The following is a 24,063-nucleotide window of genomic DNA, read 5'->3' as shown; positions in this document are numbered from 1 at the left end:
GATTATAGATAAGTGGGTATACGCTCTACGCTTCTTAATCAAGGATTCTGCCGACTTAGCTCAGGGGTAGAGTGCTTCCTTGGTAAGGAAGAGGTCACGGGTTCAATTCCCGTAGTTGGCTCAAGTAAGTAGGAAATTGAAATAAATATATAACTAAGATTAAAAATTAAGTAAAATGGCAAAGGAAAATTTTACCCGTAACAAGCCCCATTTGAACATTGGTACAATTGGGCACGTGGATCACGGAAAAACTACATTAACTGCGGCAATTACAAAAGTATTGTCTGATGCAGGTTACTGTCAAGCAAAATCATTTGATCAAATTGATAATGCTCCAGAAGAAAAAGAAAGAGGTATTACAATTAATACTTCTCACGTAGAGTATGAAACTGCTAACCGTCACTACGCACACGTTGACTGTCCAGGTCACGCGGATTACGTTAAGAACATGGTTACTGGTGCTGCTCAAATGGACGGTGCTATTCTTGTTGTTGCTGCTACTGATGGACCAATGCCACAAACTCGTGAGCACATCCTTTTAGGTCGTCAGGTTGGTATTCCAAGAATCGTTGTGTTCATGAACAAAGTGGATATGGTTGATGATGCTGAGTTGTTAGAGTTAGTTGAGATGGAAATCAGAGACTTATTATCTTTCTACGAGTATGATGGAGATAACGGTCCAGTTATTCAAGGTTCTGCTTTAGGTGGATTGAATAATGATGCTGCTTGGGTTCCTAAAATTCTTGAATTGATGGAAGCTGTTGATGCTTGGATCGAAGAGCCAGAAAGAGATGTTGCAAAACCTTTCTTGATGCCTGTTGAAGATGTATTCTCAATTACTGGTCGTGGAACTGTAGCTACAGGTCGTATCGAAACTGGTGTTGCTAATACTGGAGATCCAGTTGAAATCATTGGTATGGGAGCTGAGAAATTAACTTCTACAATCACTGGAGTTGAGATGTTCCGTAAAATCCTTGATAGAGGTGAAGCTGGAGATAATGTTGGTATCTTGTTAAGAGGTATTCAAAAAGAAGATATCAAAAGAGGAATGGTTATCTGTAAACCAGGTTCTGTTAAGCCTCACGATCACTTCAAAGCAGAGGTGTATATCTTGAAAAAAGAAGAAGGTGGACGTCACACTCCATTCCATAATAACTACCGTCCACAATTCTACGTGCGTACAACTGATGTAACTGGTATTATTTCTTTACCAGCTGGTGTAGAGATGGTTATGCCTGGAGATAACTTAACTATTGAAGTTAAATTATTGAGCGAGATTGCATTAAACGTAGGTTTACGTTTTGCTATCCGTGAAGGTGGTAGAACTGTTGGTGCAGGTCAGGTGACTGAAATCCTATAGTTTTAAACTATATTAAATATTTCAAAAGCCAGTAACGCTTTTATGTTGCTGGCTTTTAATACGGGCGTAGTTCAAGGGTAGAATAGCGGTCTCCAAAACCGTTGATGGGGGTTCGAATCCCTCCGCCCGTGCAATATAAAACACAGAGTATAAATATGGCAAAAGTTGTTAATTACATTTCAGAGGCATTTGAAGAATTAAAATCAAATGTTACTTGGCCAGCTTGGGCTGAGGTTCAACGTCTAACAATTGTTGTTGCTGTTTTTTCAGTACTATTCGCTTTGGCGACATGGGGAGTAGATGAAATGTTTGCAAAAGCATTAGAAGGATTTTTTAACTGGTTGAAAGCATAAATTTCTTGGGATGACTGAAAATAATTTGAAAAAGTGGTATGTCGTTCGTGCAGTAAGCGGGCAAGAAAATAAAGTAAAAGCATATATCGAGACTGAAATCGCTAGATTAGGGATGGAGGATTATGTATCTCAAGTATTGGTTCCTACAGAAAAAGTAGTTACTGTTAAAGAAGGAAAAAAAATTGCAAAAGACAAAGTTTATTTTCCAGGGTATGTAATGATAGAAGCTAACTTGGTTGGTGAAATACCACATATTATTAAGTCTATTACAAGTGTTATTGGTTTTTTAGGGGAAACTAAAGGTGGTGAACCAGTTCCTTTGAGAATGGCTGAAGTTAACCGTATGTTAGGAAAAGTAGATGAGTTAACAGTTAATACAGATACTCGTTCTATTCCATTTAATGTGGGAGAAACAATTAAGGTTATTGATGGGCCTTTTAATGGTTTTAATGGAACTGTTGAAAAAATCAATGAAGAAAAGCGTAAGCTTGAAGTTATGGTTAAGATTTTCGGAAGAAAAACACCATTAGAGTTGAGTTTTATGCAAGTGGAAAAAGTATAATTTTTGTTACACTATAATAATCACACAATCGCTTCCAATGATTGTCGTGTTAAATTTTTTAAAAAATGGCTAAAGAAATTAGTAAGGTAGTTAAACTACAAGTTAAGGGAGGTGCTGCGAATCCGTCGCCACCGGTTGGACCTGCTTTAGGAGCTGCTGGGGTGAACATCATGGAGTTCTGTAAGCAATTTAATGCTAGAACACAAGATAAACCTGGCAAAATATGCCCAGTACAAATTACTGTGTATAAAGACAAATCATTCGATTTTGTTGTTAAGACTCCTCCTGCAGCAGTTCAGTTAATGGAAGCTGCAAAGCTAAAATCTGGTTCAGGTGAGCCTAATCGTAAAAAAGTAGCTAGTGTTACTTGGGAACAAATTAGAGCTATTGCTGAAGACAAAATGCCAGACTTAAATGCATTCACTATCGAGTCTGCTATGAGTATGGTTGCTGGAACAGCTAGATCTATGGGTATAACTGTATCAGGAGATTCTCCTTTTTAATTAAGAGAAAGACATGGCAAAATTGACAAAAAAGCAAAAAGAGGCTGCTTCAAAAATTGAAAAGAACAAATTATACTCTTTGAAAGATGCTGCTGCATTAATTAAAGAGGTTGCTTCTGCAAAATTTGATGAGTCTGTTGATATCGCAGTTAAATTGGGTGTAGATCCAAGAAAAGCGAATCAAATGGTGAGAGGTGTAGTAACATTGCCTCATGGAACTGGTAAGGATGTAAAAGTGTTAGCTTTAGTTACTCCAGATAAAGAAGCTGAAGCTACTGCAGCTGGAGCTGATTATGTAGGTCTAGACGATTACTTACAAAAAATAAAAGATGGTTGGACAGATGTTGATGTTATCATCACTATGCCAGCTGTTATGGGTAAATTAGGTCCATTAGGTCGTATTTTAGGACCTAGAGGTTTAATGCCAAACCCTAAAACAGGTACTGTAACTATGGATGTTGCAAAAGCTGTTGCTGAGGTAAAAGCTGGTAAAATCGATTTCAAAGTTGATAAAACTGGTATTGTACATGCAGGAATTGGTAAAGTTTCTTTCGGAGCTGAGCAAATTTATGACAATGCACATGAAATTATTCAAACATTAATCAAACTTAAACCAACTGCTGCTAAAGGTACCTATATTAAAGGTATTCACCTTACAAGCACTATGAGTCCTGCTATTGCATTAGACCCAAAAGCAGTATAATTGGTAGTTAATAATTTTTAGTATGACTAGAGAAGAAAAATCAATCGCGATTGAAGATTTAACTGCACAGTTAGCTGGTACAAACATTGTATATGTATCTGATATTTCTGGGTTAGACGCAGAAACAACTTCAAACTTGAGAAGAGCTTGTTTTAAAGCAGGTATTAAATTAGAGGTAGTTAAAAACACTTTGCTTGCAAAAGCAATGGAAGCTTCTGATAATGATTATGGTGATTTGCCATCGGTATTGACTGGTAATAGTGCTATATTTATTGCAGATGTTGCAAATGCACCTGGAAAAATTATCAAAGATTTCAGAAAAAAATCGGCAAAACCTGTATTAAAAGGGGCTTATATCAATTCTGAGATTTACATTGGAGACGATCAATTAGATGCATTAGCAACTATTAAATCTAAAGAAGAGCTTATCGGAGAAATCATTGGATTGTTACAATCTCCAGCTCAAAGAGTTATTTCTGCTTTACAAAATCAATTCGCTAACAGCGAAGAGACAGAAGCTTAATATAACCAAGCAAGGACTAGTTCCTTGTTGCTTGAATTAGCGCACAATAAATAAATTATATTTTTACAAATCATTTTAAAACGATAGAAAAAATGGCAGATTTGAAACAATTCGCAGAGCAATTAGTTAATTTAACTGTAAAAGAAGTTAACGAATTAGCAACAATATTGAAAGATGAGTACGGTATCGAACCAGCTGCTGCAGCTGTAGTAGTTGCTGCTGGTGGTGGTGAAGGTGCTGCTGAAGAGGCTCAAACAGAATTTACAGTTGTATTAAAAGAAGCTGGTGCTTCTAAATTAGCTGTTGTGAAATTAGTAAAAGAACTTACAGGTTTAGGTTTGAAAGAAGCTAAAGATGTAGTTGATAGTGCTCCTAGTACCGTAAAAGAAGGTGTTTCTAAAGAAGAGGCTGAAGGTCTTAAAAAATCTTTAGAAGAGGCTGGAGCTGTTGTTGAGCTAAAATAATTTCAACATAGTTTAAAATTAGGTTTAGGTCTTGGGTTTAATCACTCAAAGACCTAAACCATTTTTCGTATAATAAAATTTATTAAGTTTTATTATAAAATAGTTTAAAATACCTTAGAATTTTTAATCATTACGAAGAAAATAAATTAGCTAAAGAGCAATCTTTATTAATTTCTCAAGATGTATTGATTCTAAAAAAGAAAGTATAGATTGTTTTATAAATTAAACAGTGTTTCAAACACAAAAATTACTTTTTTTAATCAAAATTTTGTCCATTGATGCTAACAAATCAGACTGAAAGATTGAATTTTGCCTCTACAAAAAATATTCCTGACTATCCAGATTTTCTTGATGTTCAGGTGAAGTCATTTAAAGATTTTTTTCAATTAGAAACTAAATCAGACGAAAGAGGCGACGAAGGATTGTATAATACCTTCATGGAAAACTTTCCTATTACAGATACAAGAAACAATTTTGTATTGGAATTCCTTGATTATTTCGTAGATCCACCACGTTACACCATTCAAGAATGTATAGAAAGAGGTTTGACGTATAGTGTTCCTTTGAAGGCTAGACTTAAACTTTACTGTACAGATCCAGAACACGAAGATTTTGAAACTATTGTTCAAGACGTTTATCTTGGTACAATTCCTTACATGACACCAAGTGGTACTTTTGTAATCAATGGCGCTGAACGTGTTGTTGTGTCTCAATTGCACCGTTCTCCTGGTGTGTTCTTTGGACAATCATTCCATGCAAATGGAACTAAATTATATTCTGCAAGAGTTATTCCTTTTAAAGGCTCTTGGATAGAATTTTCTACCGATATTAATAGTGTAATGTATGCTTATATCGATAGAAAGAAAAAATTACCTGTTACTACATTATTCCGTGCAATTGGTTTTGAAAGAGATAAGGATATCCTTGAAATCTTTGACCTTGCTGAAGAAATTAAAGTTTCTAAAACAGGGCTTAAAAAATATATTGGAAGAAAATTAGCAGCTCGTGTATTAAATACATGGCATGAAGATTTCGTGGACGAAGATACTGGTGAAGTAGTATCTATTGAGCGTAACGAGATTATTTTGGATAGAGATACTATTATCGATAAAGATAATGTAGAAGAAATTATTGACTCAAATGTTAAATCTATTTTGTTGCACAAAGAAGATAACAATCAAGTTGATTATTCTATCATTCATAATACGTTACAAAAAGATCCAACAAACTCTGAAAAAGAAGCTGTTGAGCATATCTACAGACAATTGCGTAATGCAGAACCGCCTGATGAAGAAACTGCTCGTGGCATCATAGATAAATTATTTTTCTCTGACCAACGTTACAACTTAGGTGAAGTAGGTCGTTATAGAATTAATAAAAAATTAGGTTTAGATACTCCAATGGAAAAGCAAGTGCTTACCAAGGAAGATATCATAACTATCGTTAAATATTTGATCGAATTGATCAACTCAAAAGCTGAGATTGATGATATTGATCACTTATCAAACCGTCGTGTTAGAACAGTTGGTGAACAATTGTCACAACAATTCGGTGTTGGTTTAGCGCGTATGGCTAGAACCATTAGAGAGCGTATGAACGTTAGAGATAACGAGGTGTTTACACCAATAGATTTGATTAATGCAAAAACATTATCTTCTGTTATCAACTCTTTCTTTGGAACGAATCAGTTATCTCAATTTATGGATCAAACGAATCCATTAGCTGAGATTACGCACAAAAGAAGATTATCTGCACTTGGACCAGGTGGACTTTCTCGTGAAAGAGCAGGTTTTGAGGTTCGTGACGTTCACTATACTCACTATGGTCGTTTATGTCCTATTGAAACTCCTGAGGGACCAAACATTGGTTTGATTTCATCTCTTGGTGTATATGCCAAAGTAAATGGAATGGGATTCATTGAGACTCCTTACCGTAAAGTTTCAAATGGTGTAGTTGATTTAGAATCAACTCCTGTTTACTTAAGTGCTGAAGAAGAAGAAGGTATGATGATTTCTCAAGCAAACATTGAAATGGATGCGACAGGAAAAATTACTGCTGATAATGTAATTGCAAGACAAGAAGGTGATTTTCCTGTAATTGAGCCAAGTCAAGTAGATTATGCAGACGTTGCCCCAAATCAAATTGCATCTATTTCTGCATCATTGATTCCTTTCTTGGAGCATGATGATGCGAACCGTGCGTTGATGGGATCTAACATGATGCGTCAAGCGGTACCTTTAATTCGTCCAGAAGCCCCTATTGTTGGAACTGGTTTAGAGCGTCAAGTAGCTTCAGATTCTAGAGTATTGATCAATGCTGAAGGTGATGGAGTTGTTGAATATGTTGATGCTAACATTATTACTATCAAATACGATCGTTCTGAAGAAGAAAGAATGGTAAGTTTTGAGCCTGATGAAAAAACGTATAACCTAATTAAATTTAGAAAAACGAACCAAGGAACAAGTATCAACTTGAAACCTATCGTAAGAAAAGGTGATAGAGTTGTTCTAGGTCAAGTTTTATCTGAAGGATATGCTACTCAAAACGGTGAATTGGCTTTAGGTCGTAACCTTAAAGTTGCGTTTATGCCATGGAAAGGATACAACTTTGAGGATGCGATTGTAATTTCTGAAAAAGTTGTTCGCGATGATATATTTACTTCTATTCATATTGATGATTATTCATTAGAAGTTAGAGATACTAAATTAGGTAACGAAGAGTTGACTAATGATATTCCTAACGTTTCTGAAGAAGCTACCAAAGATTTGGATGAAAATGGTATGATCAGAATTGGTGCAGAGGTAAAACCTGGTGATATTTTGATTGGAAAAATTACTCCAAAAGGAGAATCTGATCCAACGCCAGAAGAAAAATTACTACGTGCTATCTTTGGTGATAAAGCTGGTGATGTAAAAGATGCTTCATTAAAAGCTTCTCCTTCATTACACGGTGTAGTTTTAGATAAAAAATTATTTGCAAGAGCAGTAAAAGATAAACGTAAACGTACTCAGGATAAAGATGCTTTAGGCGCTTTAGAAATGGAGTTTGAAGTTAAATTTGTTGAATTAAAAGACAGATTGATTGAAAAGCTTTTCCTAATCGTTAACGGAAAAACATCTCAAGGAGTAATGAATGATTTGGGTGAAGAAGTATTACCAAAAGGTAAAAAATACACTCAAAAGATGTTGTATGCTGTTGAAGATTTCGCTCACTTAAGTAAAGGTCAATGGGTTGCAGATGATGTGACTAACAAAATGGTTAATGATTTAATTCATAACTATAAAATTAAATTGAACGATTTACAAGGAGCATTACGTAGAGAGAAATTCACTATTACTGTTGGTGATGAATTACCATCTGGAATTTTGAAATTAGCTAAAGTATATATTGCTAAGAAACGTAAATTGAAAGTTGGGGATAAAATGGCGGGACGTCACGGTAACAAAGGTATTGTTGCTCGTATTGTTCGTCATGAAGATATGCCTTTCTTAGAAGATGGAACTCCTGTTGATATTGTGTTGAACCCACTTGGGGTACCTTCACGTATGAACATTGGTCAGATCTATGAAACAGTTTTAGGATGGGCTGGAATGAATTTGGGTAGAAAATTTGCTACTCCAATTTTTGATGGTGCTTCTCTTGAACAAATCAATGCTTTAACAGATGAAGCTGGTGTACCACGTTTTGGACATACCCACCTTTATGATGGTGGTACTGGAGAACGTTTCCATCAAGCAGCTACAGTTGGTGTGATTTATATGTTAAAATTAGGTCACATGGTAGATGACAAAATGCACGCTCGTTCTATTGGTCCATACTCGTTGATTACTCAACAACCACTTGGAGGTAAAGCTCAATTTGGAGGTCAGCGTTTTGGAGAGATGGAGGTATGGGCACTTGAGGCTTATGGAGCATCAAGTACATTACGTGAAATCTTAACTGTAAAATCGGATGATGTTATTGGTAGAGCCAAAACTTACGAAGCAATCGTTAAGGGAGAATCTATGCCGGAACCAGGTTTACCTGAATCATTCAACGTATTGATGCACGAATTGAAAGGTCTTGGTCTTGACATTCGTTTAGAAGAATAAATATAGTATTCAGTATTCAGTTTTTAGTAATCAGTAACAAACTGACACTAAATTCTGAATACTGAACACTTTTTGAAATTAGTTTTCAGGATTTATACCCGTAACCCGTTCCGATTTTTTATGTTTATTCTTAAGAATCACATAATTAGCACTTCAGAGAGAAGTTTAGAGAAGTAATTCGTGGTAATAGAGCTTAATGAATTTTGATGATGTAGTACCTACTATTTTGTCTTTAATTCATAAATCTAAAATCAATTTTTAATTGCAAATAAATCAATAGTAAAAACTATGATGAACAATAGAAACAACAATAAAGATAAGAATCCTGTAAAAAGATTCAATAAAATTTCGATAGGATTAGCGTCTCCTGAATCTATCTTGAAAGAGTCAAGAGGTGAGGTGTTAAAGCCAGAAACTATCAACTACAGAACACATAAGCCTGAGCGCGATGGACTTTTTTGTGAAAGAATTTTCGGTCCTGTTAAGGATTTTGAATGTGCTTGTGGTAAATATAAAAGAATTCGTTACAAGGGAATTATCTGCGACCGTTGTGGTGTAGAAGTTACCGAAAAGAAAGTAAGAAGAGATAGAGTGGGGCATATCAATTTGGTAGTGCCTATTGCTCATATCTGGTACTTCCGTTCTTTGCCAAATAAAATTGGTTACATTTTAGGCTTACCATCTAAGAAATTAGATATGATTATTTACTACGAAAGATATGTAGTAATTCAAGCAGGTATTGCTAAAAATGCTGAAGGAGAATCTTTACAAAGATTAGATTTCTTAACCGAAGAAGAGTATTTGAATATCTTGGATAGTCTTCCAGCGGATAATCAATATTTAGATGATTTTGATCCTAATAAATTTGTTGCCAAAATGGGAGCAGAATGTATTATGGATTTATTAGCGCGTATTGATTTAGATGAACTATCTTATAGTTTGCGTCATAGTGCTAATAATGAAACGTCTAAGCAACGTAAAACTGAGGCTTTAAAACGTCTTCAAGTTGTTGAATCTTTCCGTGAGTCTAACTTGAATCGTGAGAATCGTCCAGAATGGATGATTATGAAAGTGGTTCCAGTTATTCCACCAGAATTACGTCCATTGGTGCCACTAGATGGTGGTCGTTTTGCGACTTCGGATTTAAATGATTTATACCGTCGTGTAATTATACGTAACAACCGTTTGAAAAGATTAATGGAGATTAAAGCTCCAGAAGTAATCTTGAGAAACGAAAAACGTATGTTGCAAGAATCGGTTGACTCTTTGTTTGATAACACTAGAAAAGCTTCTGCTGTTAAAACAGAATCAAACCGTCCGTTAAAATCGTTATCTGATTCATTAAAAGGAAAACAAGGGCGTTTCCGTCAAAACTTATTAGGAAAACGTGTGGATTATTCTGCTCGTTCCGTTATTGTTGTTGGACCGGAGTTAAAATTATTTGAATGTGGTCTTCCAAAAGATATGGCTGCTGAATTGTTTAAACCTTTTGTGATTCGTAAATTAATCGAAAGAGGTATTGTAAAAACAGTTAAATCTGCTAAAAAAATAATTGACAAAAAAGAGCCTGTTGTATGGGATATTCTTGAGAATGTAATCAAAGGACATCCAGTATTGCTGAACCGTGCTCCTACTTTGCACCGTTTGGGTATTCAAGCTTTTCAGCCAAAATTAATCGAAGGAAAAGCAATTCAATTGCACCCATTAGTTTGTACGGCGTTCAACGCGGATTTTGATGGGGATCAGATGGCGGTTCACTTGCCATTAGGTCCTGAAGCAATTTTGGAAGCGCAATTATTGATGTTAGCTTCTCACAATATCTTGAACCCTGCGAATGGTGCTCCAATTACTGTACCTTCTCAGGACATGGTTTTGGGTCTTTACTATATGACCAAAGAACGTTTAACTACTCCAGAATTAACTATTCTTGGTGAAGGTTTGACTTTTTATTCTGCTGAAGAGGTAAATATTGCCTTGAATGAAGGAAGATTAGAATTGAATGCTCGTGTGAAAATTAGAGCAAAAGATTTTAATGAAAATGGCGAATTGGTATACAAAATTATTCAAACAACGGCTGGACGTGTATTGTTTAATGAAGTAGTGCCAGAAGCTGCAGGATATATCAATGATGTATTAACTAAGAAAAACTTAAGAGATATTATCGGTCACGTATTAAGTTCGACTGATGTACCTACTACAGCGGCTTTCTTGGACAATATGAAAAACATGGGTTATAAATTCGCTTTCAAAGGAGGTTTATCTTTCTCTTTAGGTGATATTAGAATTCCAGAACAAAAAACAAAATTAATTGCTGATGCAAGAGAGCAAGTAGAAGGAATTTCTGCTAACTATAACATGGGTCTTATTACCAATAACGAGCGTTACAACCAAGTTATTGACGTATGGACTTCTGCTAATGCTCAATTGACGGAGTTAGCAATGAAGAATATTAGAGAAGACCAACAAGGATTCAACTCTGTGTATATGATGCTTGATTCTGGGGCAAGGGGATCTAAAGAACAAATTCGTCAGTTAACTGGTATGCGTGGTTTGATGGCTAAGCCTAAAAAATCTACTGCTGGTGGTGGAGAAATTATTGAAAACCCGATCCTTTCTAACTTTAAAGAAGGTCTTTCGATCCTTGAGTACTTTATCTCTACTCACGGTGCTCGTAAAGGTCTTGCGGATACGGCGTTGAAAACGGCGGATGCTGGATACTTAACGCGTAGGTTGCATGACGTTTCTCAAGACGTAATTGTTAATATTGACGATTGTGGTACTTTGAGAGGTGTAGAAGTTTCTGCTTTGAAGAAAAACGAAGAAATTGTAGAATCTCTAGGAGAAAGAATCTTAGGACGTGTTGCATTGCAAGATGTTATCAATCCTTTGACTACTGAGGTTTTAGTTTTAGCGGGACAACAAATCACGGAATCTATTGTTAAAGCTATCGAAGCTTCTCCAGTAGAAAGAGTAGAAGTTCGTTCTCCATTAACTTGTGAAGCATTAAAAGGTATTTGTGCAAAATGTTACGGTAGAAACTTAGCTACTGGTAAGATGACGCAAAAAGGAGAAGCTGTTGGAGTTATTGCTGCACAGTCTATTGGTGAGCCGGGTACACAGTTGACATTGCGTACATTCCACGTTGGAGGGGTTGCCGGAGGTATCTCTGAAGATTCTAGTATTATTGCTCGTTTTGCAGGTAAATTAGAAATCGAGGATTTAAAAACAGTTAAAGGAGAAGATAGCGAAGGAAACTCTGTTGATATTGTAGTGTCTCGTTCTACTGAATTGAAATTAATCGATGAAAAAACAGGTATTTTATTAAGTACAAACAATATTCCTTACGGTTCTAGTATCTATGTAGCCGATGGTCAATCAGTTGCTAAAGGAGAGGTTATCTGTAAATGGGATCCATATAACGGGGTAATCGTTTCTGAATTTACTGGTAAAATTGAATACGAAGATTTAGAGCAAGGACAATCGTTCATGGTTGAAATCGATGAGCAAACTGGTTTCCAAGAAAAAGTAATTTCTGAGTCAAGAAACAAAAAATTAATCCCAACTTTATTGGTTTACGGTAAAGATGGCGAACTAATCCGTTCTTATAACTTACCAGTTGGGGCTCACTTGATGGTAGAGAATGGTGAGAAAATTAAAGCAGGTAAAGTATTGGTAAAAATCCCACGTCGTTCTTCAAAATCAGGCGATATCACGGGAGGTTTACCAAGAATTACAGAGTTGTTAGAAGCTCGTAATCCATCTAATCCAGCTGTAGTTTCTGAAATTGACGGGGTAGTTTCTTTTGGAAAAATCAAAAGAGGTAACCGCGAAATTATCATCGAGTCTAAATTTGGTGATGTTAGAAAATACTTGGTGAAATTATCAAGCCAGATTTTGGTTCAAGAGAATGACTTCGTAAGAGCAGGAGTACCATTGTCTGATGGTGCAATTACTCCAGACGATATCTTGAGAATCCAAGGACCAGCTGCGGTACAACAATACTTAGTGAATGAAATTCAAGAGGTTTACCGTTTACAAGGTGTAAAAATCAATGACAAGCACTTTGAGGTTGTAATCCGTCAGATGATGCGTAAAGTTAGAGTTCAAGATCCAGGAGATACGTTGTTCTTAGAAGACCAATTGATTCATACCAAAGATTTCATCGTTCAAAACGACAATCTTTACGGAATGAAAGTGGTGGAAGATGCAGGTGATTCTGCAGTATTGAAACCAGGTCAAATCGTTACTCCACGTGAGTTGCGTGACGAAAACTCTTTATTGAAACGTACAGATAAAAACTTGGTGGTAGCTCGTGATGTTATTACAGCAACTGCTACTCCAATTTTACAAGGTATTACAAGAGCATCGTTACAAACGAAATCATTTATCTCTGCTGCTTCTTTCCAAGAAACAACTAAAGTGTTAAACGAAGCTGCTGTGGCAGGTAAAGTTGACTTGTTAGAAGGCTTGAAAGAAAACGTAATTGTAGGTCATAGAATTCCTGCAGGTACGGGTATGAGAGAGTATGATAATACTATTGTAGGTTCAAAAGAAGACTACAATGATATGATGGCTAACAAAGAAGAGTACATATACTAATGTATTTAGAGATGTAAGATTACTATATTCAAAGACGATTTCGATCGTCTTTGAGTTTTTTAAATCACTACCTCTTTGAATCTTTAACTTTTTACTATGAAAGATCAACAAGAACAAATTAATATTGAGTTAGACGAGAGTATTGCAGAAGGAGTATATTCTAACTTGGCAATTATCAATCATTCTTCTTCGGAGTTTGTTTTGGATTTTGTGAGTATTATGCCTGGTTTGCCAAAAGCAAAAGTAAAGTCCAGAATAGTATTGACGCCACAACACGCGAAACGATTAATCAAAGCCTTGGCTGATAATGTGCATCGTTTTGAGTTAGCTCACGGTGAAATAAAAGATACAGAGCAAGCGCCAATTCCTTTGAATTTTGGTCCAACAGGACAAGCTTAAATACAAAAAGACTTCGTTAAGAAGTCTTTTTTTGTTTGGATTTATAAGCAAAACAAAAGCCAACTTTTTAGAGTTGGCTTTTTGGTATTAATCAAATTCTGAAGTAAAAAATAATTTAACGCTCGGGAATTTGCTTTGTGTCATTTGAATAGTAAAATCAGAATCGGCAAGAAATACTAGTTGGTTGTATTTGTCTTTGGCCAAAAACTTCTGTTTGATACGTTTGAATTCTTTGAATTCTTCGTTTTTAGCATCGTCTGGTTTTACCCAACACGCTTTATGAACAGGGAAGTTTTCATAGGTACATTTTGCACCATATTCATGCTCCAAGCGATACTGAATTACCTCATATTGAAGCGCACCAACCGTACCGATTACTTTACGGTTATTCATTTCGAGTGTGAATAACTGGGCAACACCTTCGTCCATTAATTGGTCAACCCCTTTGTCCAGTTGTTTTGCTTTTAACGGATCGGCATTATTGATGTATCTAAAGTGTTCTGGTGAGAAACTTGGAATTCCTTTGAAACTCATAATCTCGCCTTCGGTCAGCGTGTCACCAATTTTGAAATTCCCTGTATCGTGTAATCCCACAATATCTCCAGGATAAGAAATGTCAACAATCTCTTTTTTCTCCGCAAAAAAAGCATTAGGGCTAGAGAACTTTAAATTTTTCTTTTGGCGAACATGGTAATACGGCTTGTTTCTTTCAAAAGTTCCCGATACAATTTTTATAAACGCCAAACGGTCTCTGTGTTTTGGATCCATATTCGCATGAATTTTAAACACAAAACCTGACATTTTTTCTTCTTTAGGATCTACCAATCTTGTTTCTGATTCTTTGGCTCTTGGCGATGGAGCGATGGCTACAAAGCAATCTAATAACTCTCTTACCCCAAAATTATTCAAAGCCGAACCAAAAAATACTGGTTGAATTTTCCCGTCCAAATAGTCTTGACGGTCAAATTTTGGATATACTTCATCAATCAATTCTAGTTCTTCACGAAGTTTGTCCGCAGGTTTTGCACCGATAATTTTTTCTAATTCTGGGCTTTGAACATCAGAGAAAGCAATTGTTTCTTCTATGTTTTTTCGGCTATCGCCACTAAAAAGATTGATGTTTTGTTCCCATAAGTTGTAGATACCTTGAAAATCATACCCCATACCAATCGGGAAACTCAAAGGAGTTACAGTAAGACCCAATTTCTGTTCTACTTCATCCATCAAATCAAAGGCGTCCTTACCTTCACGGTCTAATTTGTTGATAAAAACAATCATCGGAATGTTTCTCATTCTACAAACAGCCACTAATTTTTCAGTCTGTTCCTCGACACCTTTCGCCACGTCTATGACAACAATAACACTGTCTACCGCCGTTAAGGTTCGGAACGTATCCTCAGCAAAATCCTTATGCCCAGGCGTATCTAGAATGTTGATTTTTTTATCCTTGTAATTAAAAGCCAAAACCGAAGTGGAAACCGAGATTCCTCTTTGGCGTTCAATCTCCATAAAGTCACTGGTAGCCCCTTTTTTAATTTTGTTGTTTTTAACGGCTCCTGCCTCTTGAATAGCACCCCCAAAAAGCAATAATTTTTCGGTAAGTGTAGTTTTTCCGGCATCCGGATGTGAAATGATGCCAAACGTTCTTCTGCGTTGTATTTCTTGTAAAAAACTCATAGCTGCTTTAAATAGTTTGCAAAAGTACTATTTATAAACACGAATTAAAAAAAAGCAAGTACAAATCTGTTTTTTATCGGTTTCTAATGAAAACGAAACCAACAAAAAGTAGCATTAGGAGCAGCAAACAACTAGCTTATTTGTGATCATCGTCCCGCTATCCGTTACAATCCCCGCAAAAAAAAGCGGGGGATTTTCACTGCTATCGGGGCTAAAAAGCCACATTTTACCTTTTTGGTTTCACTTTAAATCCCCTCAAGTATTGTATGTTAATAATTTTTTGTTAATAGTAGGGCCTATAGTTGTATTATGTCTTTGAATTGCTATTTTTGTTGGCAATTTATATGCTTTTTCTTAATAGTAATTTTTGTAAACAGAATACGTTACAATAGCTACTAAGAAGTTAAAAAGTGTAATAAGCAAGAAATCAGCAGAGCAAAAAATAATTTAATACATACAATTTAACCTTTTTTCGATGAAGTTTTTAAAATACAATTTTGTACTTCCTATTTGTTTCGTTTTAATGACCTCTTTCGCAATGAATGCGCAAGAAGTGATCAAGGAAAAAACTACTGAGGTGGTAAAAGAAAATCCAGCCAAACGACAAAAAGTAGATGGAGTAATTGCAACCGTTGGAGATTATATAGTATTAGATTCAGATATAGATAAATCATTTTTAGAAATTACCGCAGCTGGTGGTTCTGTAAAAGGAGTTTCAAGATGCCAAATGCTTGGAAAATTACTAGAAGACAAACTCTATGCGCATCAAGCCATTCAAGATAGTGTTGTCGTTTCAGACTCTGATATCAAAGGAATGATGGAAGAACGTCTCAATTATATGGTTGAGAATTTAGGTTCTATGGATAAAGTGGTAGAGATGTACAAAAAAAGCTCCGAGGAAGAATTGAGATCTACATTTTTTGACGTGTTAAAAGAGCAAAAATTAAGCTCAGAAATGGGTAAAAAAATTGTTGATGGCGTAGAAATCACTCCAGAAGAAGTTCGTAATTACTTTAAAGCAATCCCAAAAGCAGATTTACCTACATTTGGAGCCGAAATGGAAGTAGCACAAATTGTTGTTGCTCCAGTAGTAACTCAGGAAGACAAACAAAAGGTGATAGATCGTTTGAAAGGCTTCAAAAAAGAAGTTGAAGGAGGTGCCAGTTTTTCCACCAAAGCAGTTTTATATACTCAAGATCCTGACGGAAGAAGAACAGGCGGGTTTTATAAAATCAATAGAAGAACACCATTTGTTAAGGAGTTTAAAGAAGTGGCATTCAAGTTAGCCGAAGGAGAAATTTCGGAACCCTTTGAAACCTCTTTTGGATTTCATATCATTTTAGTTGAAAAAATAAAAGGGCAAGAATTAGAATTACGTCATATCCTACTTACGCCAACCGTTTCTGAGGCATCTGTCAAAGAAGCCAAAGAAAAAATAGATTTGATTAGAAAAAGAATCATCGATAAAGACATTACTTTCGCTGAAGCAGCAAGAACACTTTCTGAAGAAAAAGAAACAAGAGCCAATGGCGGCGCTTTGATTAATCCAAAAACCCAAGACACTCGTTTTGAGTTGACCAAAATGGATCCAAGTTTGTACAGTAGAGTTTCTAATCTAAAAGACAAAGAGATTTCTCAACCTTTTATGGAAGAAGACCAAGGAAAGAAGACGTTTAAGATTATTACCGTTACCAACAGAATCGACGAACATACTGCGGATTATGCTAAAGATTATATCAAGATTAAAGATTTGGCTTTGAAAGAAAAACAAATCAAAGCGGTAGGGAAATGGTTTGATGAAAAGATTAAAGAAACCTATATTAAAATTATTGGAGAGTACCGTGATTGCGCCTTCACCAATAACTGGTTGAAAAAATAATTTTTATAAAATAAATAAAAAGGGTTAGTTTTATGATTTCATAAACTAACTCTTTTTTAATTAAAACATACTTATATGTCAGATGTTGATGCGATTCATGCTTTAGTTCAAAAGCGCAACCAACTCAAATCAGAGATTGCAAAAATTATTGTAGGTCAAGACGATGTGATTGATCAAATCGTACTTTCTATTTTTTCTGGAGGGCACGCATTATTGGTGGGCGTTCCTGGTTTAGCAAAAACCCTTATGGTAAATACTTTGGCACAAGCTTTAGGTTTGGATTTTAAAAGAATTCAGTTTACACCAGATTTGATGCCTTCTGATATTTTAGGAAGTGAAATTTTAGACGAAAACCGACAATTCAAATTCATTAAAGGGCCAATTTTCTCCAATATTATTTTGGCAGATGAAATCAATAGAACACCTCCAAAAACGCAAGCTGCTTTGCTAGAAGCAATGCAAGAGCGAGCAGTGACTATTGCAGGTCATAACTATAAATTAGATTTGCCCTATTTTGTGTTGGCAACTCAAAACCCAATCGAGCAAGAAGGAACCTATCCTTTGCCTGAGGCACAGTTAGATCGTTTTATGTTTGCAATCAAATTAGATTATCCTTCCTTTTTGGAAGAAGTGCAAGTAGTTAAAAACACAACTTCTGATGTTAAGTTAGCTATTAATCCGTTATTTACAGCAGAAGAAATAATAGCGTATCAGCATTTGATTCGTCGTATTCCTGTGGCTGACAACGTGATTGAATATGCAGTTACTTTAGTTAGTAAAACGCGACCTAATAACCCTTTGTCTAATGATTACGTAAAAAATTATTTGGATTGGGGCGCAGGTCCAAGGGCTTCGCAAAATTTGATTATAGCTGCCAAAGCCAATGCGGCTTTTAATGGCAAATTCTCACCAGATATTGAAGATGTAAAGGCAGTGGCTATTGGAATTTTGCGTCATAGAATCATCAAAAACTATAAAGCTGATGCCGAAGGAATCTCGGAAGAAATGATCATCGAAAAGCTTTTATAACGTTATAGTTGTCTAATTTAGAAAGGTTCTTTGTTTGAAATACAACAAAGAACCTTTTTTTATTTTGGGTCCTATTTTGATATTGATAAAAAAATCTTTTTAAAATATTGAATTGGTAAAATTTTAATAATAAATTGATTTTTTATCAATAAAAATCAGTAATGTGCTGTTTTTAGCAATAATAATTTCCAAAAAAGGGAGTTCTATTAAATTTTTTTTAAATCTCAGCTTTAATTCCTAAATTTGCGTACAAAAAATAAAAACACTTAATTATTATGGCTTTTGGTATTGAAAAAATCAATAAAAAAGGTCATTAACATACTACATTATGAGCATTTATCACGATTACATCAAGGAGATCGAAGAACGAAAAATCCAAGGATTACACCCTAAGCCAATTGATACTGCTGAATTGTTGAGCGAAATCATTGCGCAAATTAAAGATATTGATAATCAATATCGAGCTGATTCTCTTCACTTTTTTATTTACAATACTTTGCCGGGTACAACTAGTGCGGCTGGTGTAAAAGCAAAGTTTTTGAAAGAGATTATTTTAGGAGAATCTGTAGTAAAAGAAATTACTCCTGCTTTTGCGTTAGAGTTGTTATCGCACATGAAAGGTGGGCCTTCTATAGAAGTGTTGCTAGACTTAGCCTTAGGGAATGATGTTGCTATTGCTAAAGAAGCAGCATCAGTGCTTAAAACACAAGTGTACCTTTACGAAGCCGACTTAAATCGACTAAAAGTAGCGTTCGAAAGTGGTAATGAAATTGCCAAAGAGATTGTTGAAAGCTATGCACAGGCAGAATTTTTTACTAAACTTCCAGCGATAGCCGAAGAAATTAAAGTAGTTGCTTATATAGCTGGAGAAGGTGATATTTCTACGGATTTATTATCTCCAGGTAACCAAGCTCACTCTCGTTCGGATCGTGAACTTCATGGAAAATGCATGATTTCGCCTAAAGCACAAGAGGAAATTAAAGCGTTGCAAGCACAACATCCTGATAAGTCTGTAATGTTGATTGCAGAAAAGGGAACCATGGGAGTGGGGTCGTCAAGAATGTCTGGTGTAAATAATGTGGCACTTTGGACTGGAAAACAAGCCAGCCCTTATGTACCCTTTGTAAATTTTGCCCCAATTGTAGGGGGAACAAATGGAATTTCACCAATTTTCCTTACTACTGTTGATGTTACAGGTGGAATTGGAATTGACCTTAAAAACTGGGTTAAAAAATTGGATGCAGAGGGAAAACCTCTTCGTGATGAAAATGGAGAAGTGATTCTTGAACAAGCATATTCTGTGGCAACGGGTACTGTTTTTACCATAAATACTAAAACGAAAAAACTTTACAACGGCGATCAAGAATTGATTGACATTTCTAAAGCATTTACGCCTCAAAAAATGGAATTTATCAAAGCTGGTGGTTCTTATGCCATCGTTTTTGGTAAAAAAGTACAAACTTTTGCAGCTAAACTTTTAGGAATCAAAATTCCTTTGGTGTATGCTCCTTCTAAAGAAATCACAATTGAAGGACAAGGCTTAACAGCTGTAGAGAAAATATTCAATAAAAATGCTGTCGGTACGATTTCAGACAAAGCGTTGCATGCTGGTTCTGATGTTCGTGTAACGGTAAATATTGTAGGGTCGCAAGATACAACAGGTTTGATGACGGCTCAAGAATTGGAGTCTATGGCGGCTACAGTGATTTCACCAATCGTTGATGGTGCTTATCAATCGGGTTGTCACACGGCTTCGGTTTGGGATAAAAAAGCACAGGCAAACATTCCAAAATTGATGCAATTCATGAACGATTTCGGATTGATTACGGCTCGTGATCCAAAAGGGGTTTATCATGCTATGACAGATGTAATTCATAAAGTATTGAATGATATTACAGTTGATGATTGGGCGATCATTATTGGTGGTGACTCTCACACGCGTATGTCGAAAGGTGTTGCTTTTGGGGCCGACTCAGGAACTGTGGCTTTGGCTTTGGCTACTGGTGAAGCATCAATGCCAATTCCAGAATCAGTGAAGGTAACATTCAAAGGAAGCATGAAAGAATACATGGATTTCCGTGATGTTGTTCATGCTACACAAGCCCAAATGCTTAAGAAGTTTGGTGGAGAAAATGTGTTCCAAGGTAGAGTTATCGAGGTGCATATTGGAACACTTACTGCGGATCAAGCCTTTACTTTTACCGACTGGTCAGCTGAAATGAAAGCCAAAGCGGCTATCTGTATTTCTGAAGACAATACTTTAATCGAATCATTGGAGATTGCCAAAAGCAGAATCCAAATCATGATTGATAAAGGAATGGATAATAAAAATCAGGTACTAAAAGGCTTAATTGATAAAGCGAATAAGAGAATTGCTGAAATTAAATCAGGAGAGAAACCAGCTTTAACTCCAGATGCAAATGCTAAATACTACGCAGAAGTTGAAGTGGATTTGGATCAAATCGCTGAACCAATGATTGCTGATCCAGATGTAAATAATGCCGATGTATCTAAACGATATACCCATGATACCATCAGACCTTTGTCTTTTTATGGAGGGGATAAAAAAGTAGATCTTGGGTTTATTGGTTCTTGCATGGTGCATAAAGGCGATATGAAAATTTTGGCACAAATGCTTAAAAATATCGAAGCACAAAACGGTAAAGTAGAGTTCAAAGCTCCTCTTGTAGTAGCTCCACCAACGTATAATATTGTTGATGAGTTGAAAGCTGAAGGAGACTGGGAAGTATTACAAAAATACTCTGGTTTTGAATTTGATGATAATGCACCGAAAGCTGCTGCACGTACGGAATATGAAAATATGCTGTATTTAGAGCGTCCAGGTTGTAATCTTTGTATGGGTAACCAAGAAAAAGCTTCGAAAGGAGATACAGTAATGGCTACATCTACTCGTCTTTTCCAAGGAAGAGTAGTAGAGGATGCTGAAGGCAAAAAAGGAGAATCGTTACTTTCTTCTACGCCAGTGGTAGTCTTGTCTACCGTTCTTGGTAGAACACCAACTATCGAAGAGTATATTGCAGCTGTTGACGGAATCAACTTAACTAAGTTTTCGCCATCAAACAAACAATTAGTGATGTAATTCTTTTATAATTTTTTTATAAAATACAAAGCCCGAGTATATTAACTCGGGCTTTTTTTATTTGCTACTTTATTTGTCGTAAATTGTGATGTTCAAAAAGGAATAACTAAAACAAATTTATCTTATGGCTTTTGATATTGAAATGATTAAAAAAGTGTACGCCAGCATGGCTGAACGTGTTGATGCTGCACGCGAGATGGTTGGTCGCCCCCTTACTTTAACAGAGAAAATTCTTTACAGCCATCTCTGGGATGGTAAGGCAAAGTCTGTTTACGAAAGAAGACAGGACTATGTAGATTTTGCACCAGACAGGGTAGCTTGTCAAGATGCTACCGCTCAAATGGCTTTGTTGCAATTCATGCATGCGGGAAAGAAAACAGTAGCTGTCCCAACAACTGTCCATTGCGATCACTTAATTTTGGCTAAAAACGGAGCTAAATCTGATTTGGCTGTAGCCAATACACAATCGAAAGAGGTATTTGATTTTTTATCATCGGTTTCTAATAAATATGGTATTGGATTTTGGAAACCAGGATCTGGGATTATTCACCAAATTGTTTTAGAAAATTATGCTTTCCCTGGCGGAATGATGATTGGTACCGATTCACATACCGTAAATGCAGGTGGTTTAGGGATGTTAGCCATAGGTGTTGGTGGAGCTGATGCGGTAGATGTAATGTCAGGGATGTCTTGGGAATTAAAGTTTCCAAAGCTTATTGGTGTAAAGCTAACAGGTAAATTATCAGGATGGACGGCACCCAAAGATGTCATTTTGAAAGTAGCCGATATTCTAACAGTGAAAGGAGGAACTGGAGCTGTAGTTGAGTATTTTGGTGAAGGGGCGATCAATATGTCTTGTACAGGAAAAGGAACAATTTGTAATATGGGTGCTGAAATTGGCGCAACCACCTCTACATTTGGATATGATGATGCTATGCGTAGGTATTTAGCAGCTACGGGACGTCAGGATGTGGTTGATGCCGCCGATGCTGTTGCTTCTTATTTGACGGCTGACCCAGAAGTATATGCCAATCCTGAACACTATTTTGACCAATTGATTGAAATCAACTTGTCAGAATTAGAGCCTCATATCAATGGGCCATTCACTCCAGACAGAGGGACTCCGGTTTCGAAAATGAAGGAAGCAGCCGCCGCTAATGGTTGGCCAATAAAAGTAGAATGGGGACTTATAGGTTCTTGTACCAATTCTTCTTATGAAGATATGGCTCGAGCCGCTTCTATTGTGGAGCAAGCGGTTGCTCATGGGATTACGCCAAAAGCGGAATTTGGAATTAATCCAGGCTCAGAGCAAATTCGATATACCATAGAGCGAGATGGAATTATTGCCACTTTCGAAAAAATGGGAACCAAAGTGTTTACGAATGCCTGCGGTCCTTGTATCGGACAATGGGATAGAGCAGGAGCGGATAAAGGAGAAAAAAATACTATTGTGCACTCATTCAATCGTAATTTTTCTAAACGAGCCGATGGGAATCCAAATACCCACGCCTTTGTAACTTCTCCGGAAATGGTAGCCGCACTTGCTATTTCAGGTAGATTGGATTTTAATCCGCTAACCGATAGCTTGTTGAACGATAATGGAGAACCCGTGAAATTGAATGCTCCTTTCGGGGACGAATTGCCCAAAAGAGGATTTGAGGTAGATGATACGGGTTTTCAAGCTCCAGCAGAGGATGGTTCGAAAGTACAAATCGTAGTTAGTCCAACTTCAGACCGTTTGCAATTATTGGCTCCTTTTGAAGCTTGGGATGGCAAAAACATAACGGGTGCTAAATTGTTGATTAAAGCTTTTGGTAAATGTACCACAGATCATATTTCGATGGCTGGCCCATGGTTGCGTTTTCGAGGTCATTTGGATAATATTTCCAACAATATGTTGATTGGAGCCATCAATGCTTTTAATCAAAAAGCAAATGAGGTGAAAAATCAATTAACGGGAAGTTATGACACAGTTCCAGCGGTTCAGAGAGCATATAAAGCTGCGAGAATTCCTTCAATAGTTGTAGGAGATCATAATTATGGAGAGGGGTCTTCAAGGGAACATGCGGCAATGGAGCCTCGATTTTTAGGCGTTAAAGCCGTTTTGGTAAAATCATTTGCGCGTATTCATGAAACGAACTTAAAGAAACAAGGCATGTTGGCTTTAACTTTTAACAATGAGTTGGACTACGATAAAATTCAAGAAGATGATACTTTTAATTTCTTAGATTTAACGGAGTTTGCACCCGGAAGACCGCTAAAAATAGAAGTAGTTCATGCAGAAGGATCGAAAGATATGATTTTGGCGAATCATACTTACAATGAAAGCCAAATAGGTTGGTTTGTGGCTGGTTCTGCATTAAACTTAATCGCAACGGCAGGTCAGGCGTAATACATGTAAAAAATTTAGTTTAAGCTCCTTAGGTAACTTAGGAGCTTTTTTTGTGGTTCTACCCTCAACTGTGTAGGTAAACCCACAAAAAAAAATAACCATATAAGTCATAGAAGTAATTGCTGATGTGCTTTTTGAACCATGTAAGGAATTGAAGGTCATATAAGGTTTAGCTTAAAAGTAAAAAATCCGTTCAATCTTTGTAATCCGTGGCAAAATTTAAGGATATACGCAATGGACGCAATGACTCAAACAACTTGTTTTTAAACGATTAAACAGTTAAACAATTAAACTTCGAAAAAATAGGAGGTATGTAAGGCCAATAAGAATCATTGGCTATTTATAATGTAGGTATATTAATTCGTTGTAGCAGAGGTAGAAAGAGTTGTGTAAGAAATAAGAGCGGTATGTTTATCAAACTTATAAGAC

General features: G+C 36.3%; 15 protein-coding genes and 2 tRNA genes. 16 read left to right on the top strand and 1 reads right to left on the bottom strand.

Annotated features, from left to right (window positions below; genetic code table 11):
* Positions 1-49: 49 nt before the first annotated feature.
* The 12 genes from O9307_RS05905 to O9307_RS05850 all read left to right on the top strand — a co-directional run bounded on the left by O9307_RS05905 (position 50) and on the right by O9307_RS05850 (position 13,557).
* A tRNA-Thr gene (locus O9307_RS05905) sits at positions 50-121 on the top strand.
* Positions 122-175: 54 nt separating this feature from the next.
* Positions 176-1,360 carry an elongation factor Tu gene (tuf, locus tag O9307_RS05900; protein WP_064716534.1) on the top strand — a complete coding sequence of 395 codons (1,185 nt, stop codon included), beginning with the start codon at positions 176-178 and terminating at the stop codon, positions 1,358-1,360.
* Positions 1,361-1,420: 60 nt separating this feature from the next.
* Positions 1,421-1,491: transfer RNA gene (locus tag O9307_RS05895), tRNA-Trp, on the top strand.
* Between the two features lie 24 nt (positions 1,492-1,515).
* Entirely contained in the window at positions 1,516-1,713 is a 198-nt protein-coding gene (gene secE / locus O9307_RS05890; RefSeq protein ID WP_024982058.1) for a preprotein translocase subunit SecE, read from the top strand.
* 10 nt (positions 1,714-1,723) lie between these two features.
* Positions 1,724-2,275 (top strand): transcription termination/antitermination protein NusG, encoded by a 552-nt coding sequence (gene nusG, locus O9307_RS05885; RefSeq protein WP_159682325.1) that lies wholly within the window; start codon positions 1,724-1,726, stop codon positions 2,273-2,275.
* A 65-nt stretch (positions 2,276-2,340) separates the two neighbouring features.
* Entirely contained in the window at positions 2,341-2,778 is a 438-nt protein-coding gene (rplK, locus tag O9307_RS05880; RefSeq protein ID WP_064716536.1) for a 50S ribosomal protein L11, read from the top strand.
* Positions 2,779-2,791: 13 nt separating this feature from the next.
* Positions 2,792-3,481: a 50S ribosomal protein L1 gene (rplA, locus tag O9307_RS05875; RefSeq protein ID WP_298296292.1), complete on the top strand. Its 690-nt coding sequence runs from the start codon at positions 2,792-2,794 to the stop codon at positions 3,479-3,481.
* Positions 3,482-3,503: 22 nt separating this feature from the next.
* Positions 3,504-4,004, top strand: a complete 501-nt coding sequence (gene rplJ, locus O9307_RS05870) for a 50S ribosomal protein L10 (protein ID WP_064716538.1) — start codon at positions 3,504-3,506, stop codon at positions 4,002-4,004.
* Between the two features lie 92 nt (positions 4,005-4,096).
* Complete coding sequence (gene rplL, locus O9307_RS05865) at positions 4,097-4,468, top strand: 50S ribosomal protein L7/L12 (RefSeq protein WP_064716539.1); 372 nt, start codon at positions 4,097-4,099, stop codon at positions 4,466-4,468.
* Positions 4,469-4,746: 278 nt separating this feature from the next.
* Positions 4,747-8,559 carry a DNA-directed RNA polymerase subunit beta gene (gene rpoB, locus O9307_RS05860; RefSeq protein WP_159682331.1) on the top strand — a complete coding sequence of 1,271 codons (3,813 nt, stop codon included), beginning with the start codon at positions 4,747-4,749 and terminating at the stop codon, positions 8,557-8,559.
* A 288-nt stretch (positions 8,560-8,847) separates the two neighbouring features.
* A complete protein-coding gene (gene rpoC / locus O9307_RS05855) occupies positions 8,848-13,158 on the top strand; it encodes a DNA-directed RNA polymerase subunit beta' (protein WP_298296285.1) in 4,311 nt (1,436 codons plus the stop codon).
* Positions 13,159-13,254: 96 nt separating this feature from the next.
* A complete protein-coding gene (locus tag O9307_RS05850; RefSeq protein ID WP_064716542.1) occupies positions 13,255-13,557 on the top strand; it encodes a DUF3467 domain-containing protein in 303 nt (100 codons plus the stop codon).
* Between the two features lie 87 nt (positions 13,558-13,644).
* Here the strand turns inward: O9307_RS05850 and O9307_RS05845 are convergent, their stop codons facing one another.
* The gene (locus O9307_RS05845) at positions 13,645-15,234 is read right to left on the bottom strand and encodes a peptide chain release factor 3 (RefSeq protein WP_298296281.1); all 1,590 of its coding nucleotides are present in this window, start codon (positions 15,232-15,234) and stop codon (positions 13,645-13,647) included.
* Positions 15,235-15,709: 475 nt separating this feature from the next.
* Between O9307_RS05845 and O9307_RS05840 the strand changes: the two genes are divergently transcribed.
* The 4 genes from O9307_RS05840 (at position 15,710) to O9307_RS05825 (ending at position 23,634) form a co-directional block, all read left to right on the top strand.
* Positions 15,710-17,113 (top strand): peptidylprolyl isomerase, encoded by a 1,404-nt coding sequence (locus O9307_RS05840; RefSeq protein WP_298296277.1) that lies wholly within the window; start codon positions 15,710-15,712, stop codon positions 17,111-17,113.
* Between the two features lie 75 nt (positions 17,114-17,188).
* A complete protein-coding gene (locus O9307_RS05835; RefSeq protein WP_298296274.1) occupies positions 17,189-18,142 on the top strand; it encodes a MoxR family ATPase in 954 nt (317 codons plus the stop codon).
* A gap of 328 nt (positions 18,143-18,470) precedes the next feature.
* Positions 18,471-21,242, top strand: a complete 2,772-nt coding sequence (locus tag O9307_RS05830) for a bifunctional aconitate hydratase 2/2-methylisocitrate dehydratase (RefSeq protein ID WP_298296271.1) — start codon at positions 18,471-18,473, stop codon at positions 21,240-21,242.
* A gap of 124 nt (positions 21,243-21,366) precedes the next feature.
* Positions 21,367-23,634 carry an aconitate hydratase gene (locus tag O9307_RS05825; protein ID WP_298296268.1) on the top strand — a complete coding sequence of 756 codons (2,268 nt, stop codon included), beginning with the start codon at positions 21,367-21,369 and terminating at the stop codon, positions 23,632-23,634.
* Positions 23,635-24,063 lie beyond the last annotated feature (429 nt).

Source organism: Flavobacterium sp. (genome assembly GCF_027531905.1).
Lineage (GTDB): Bacteria > Bacteroidota > Bacteroidia > Flavobacteriales > Flavobacteriaceae > Flavobacterium.
Note: the sequence above shows the minus strand (reverse complement) of the source record. Positions and strands in the feature narration are given on the sequence as shown.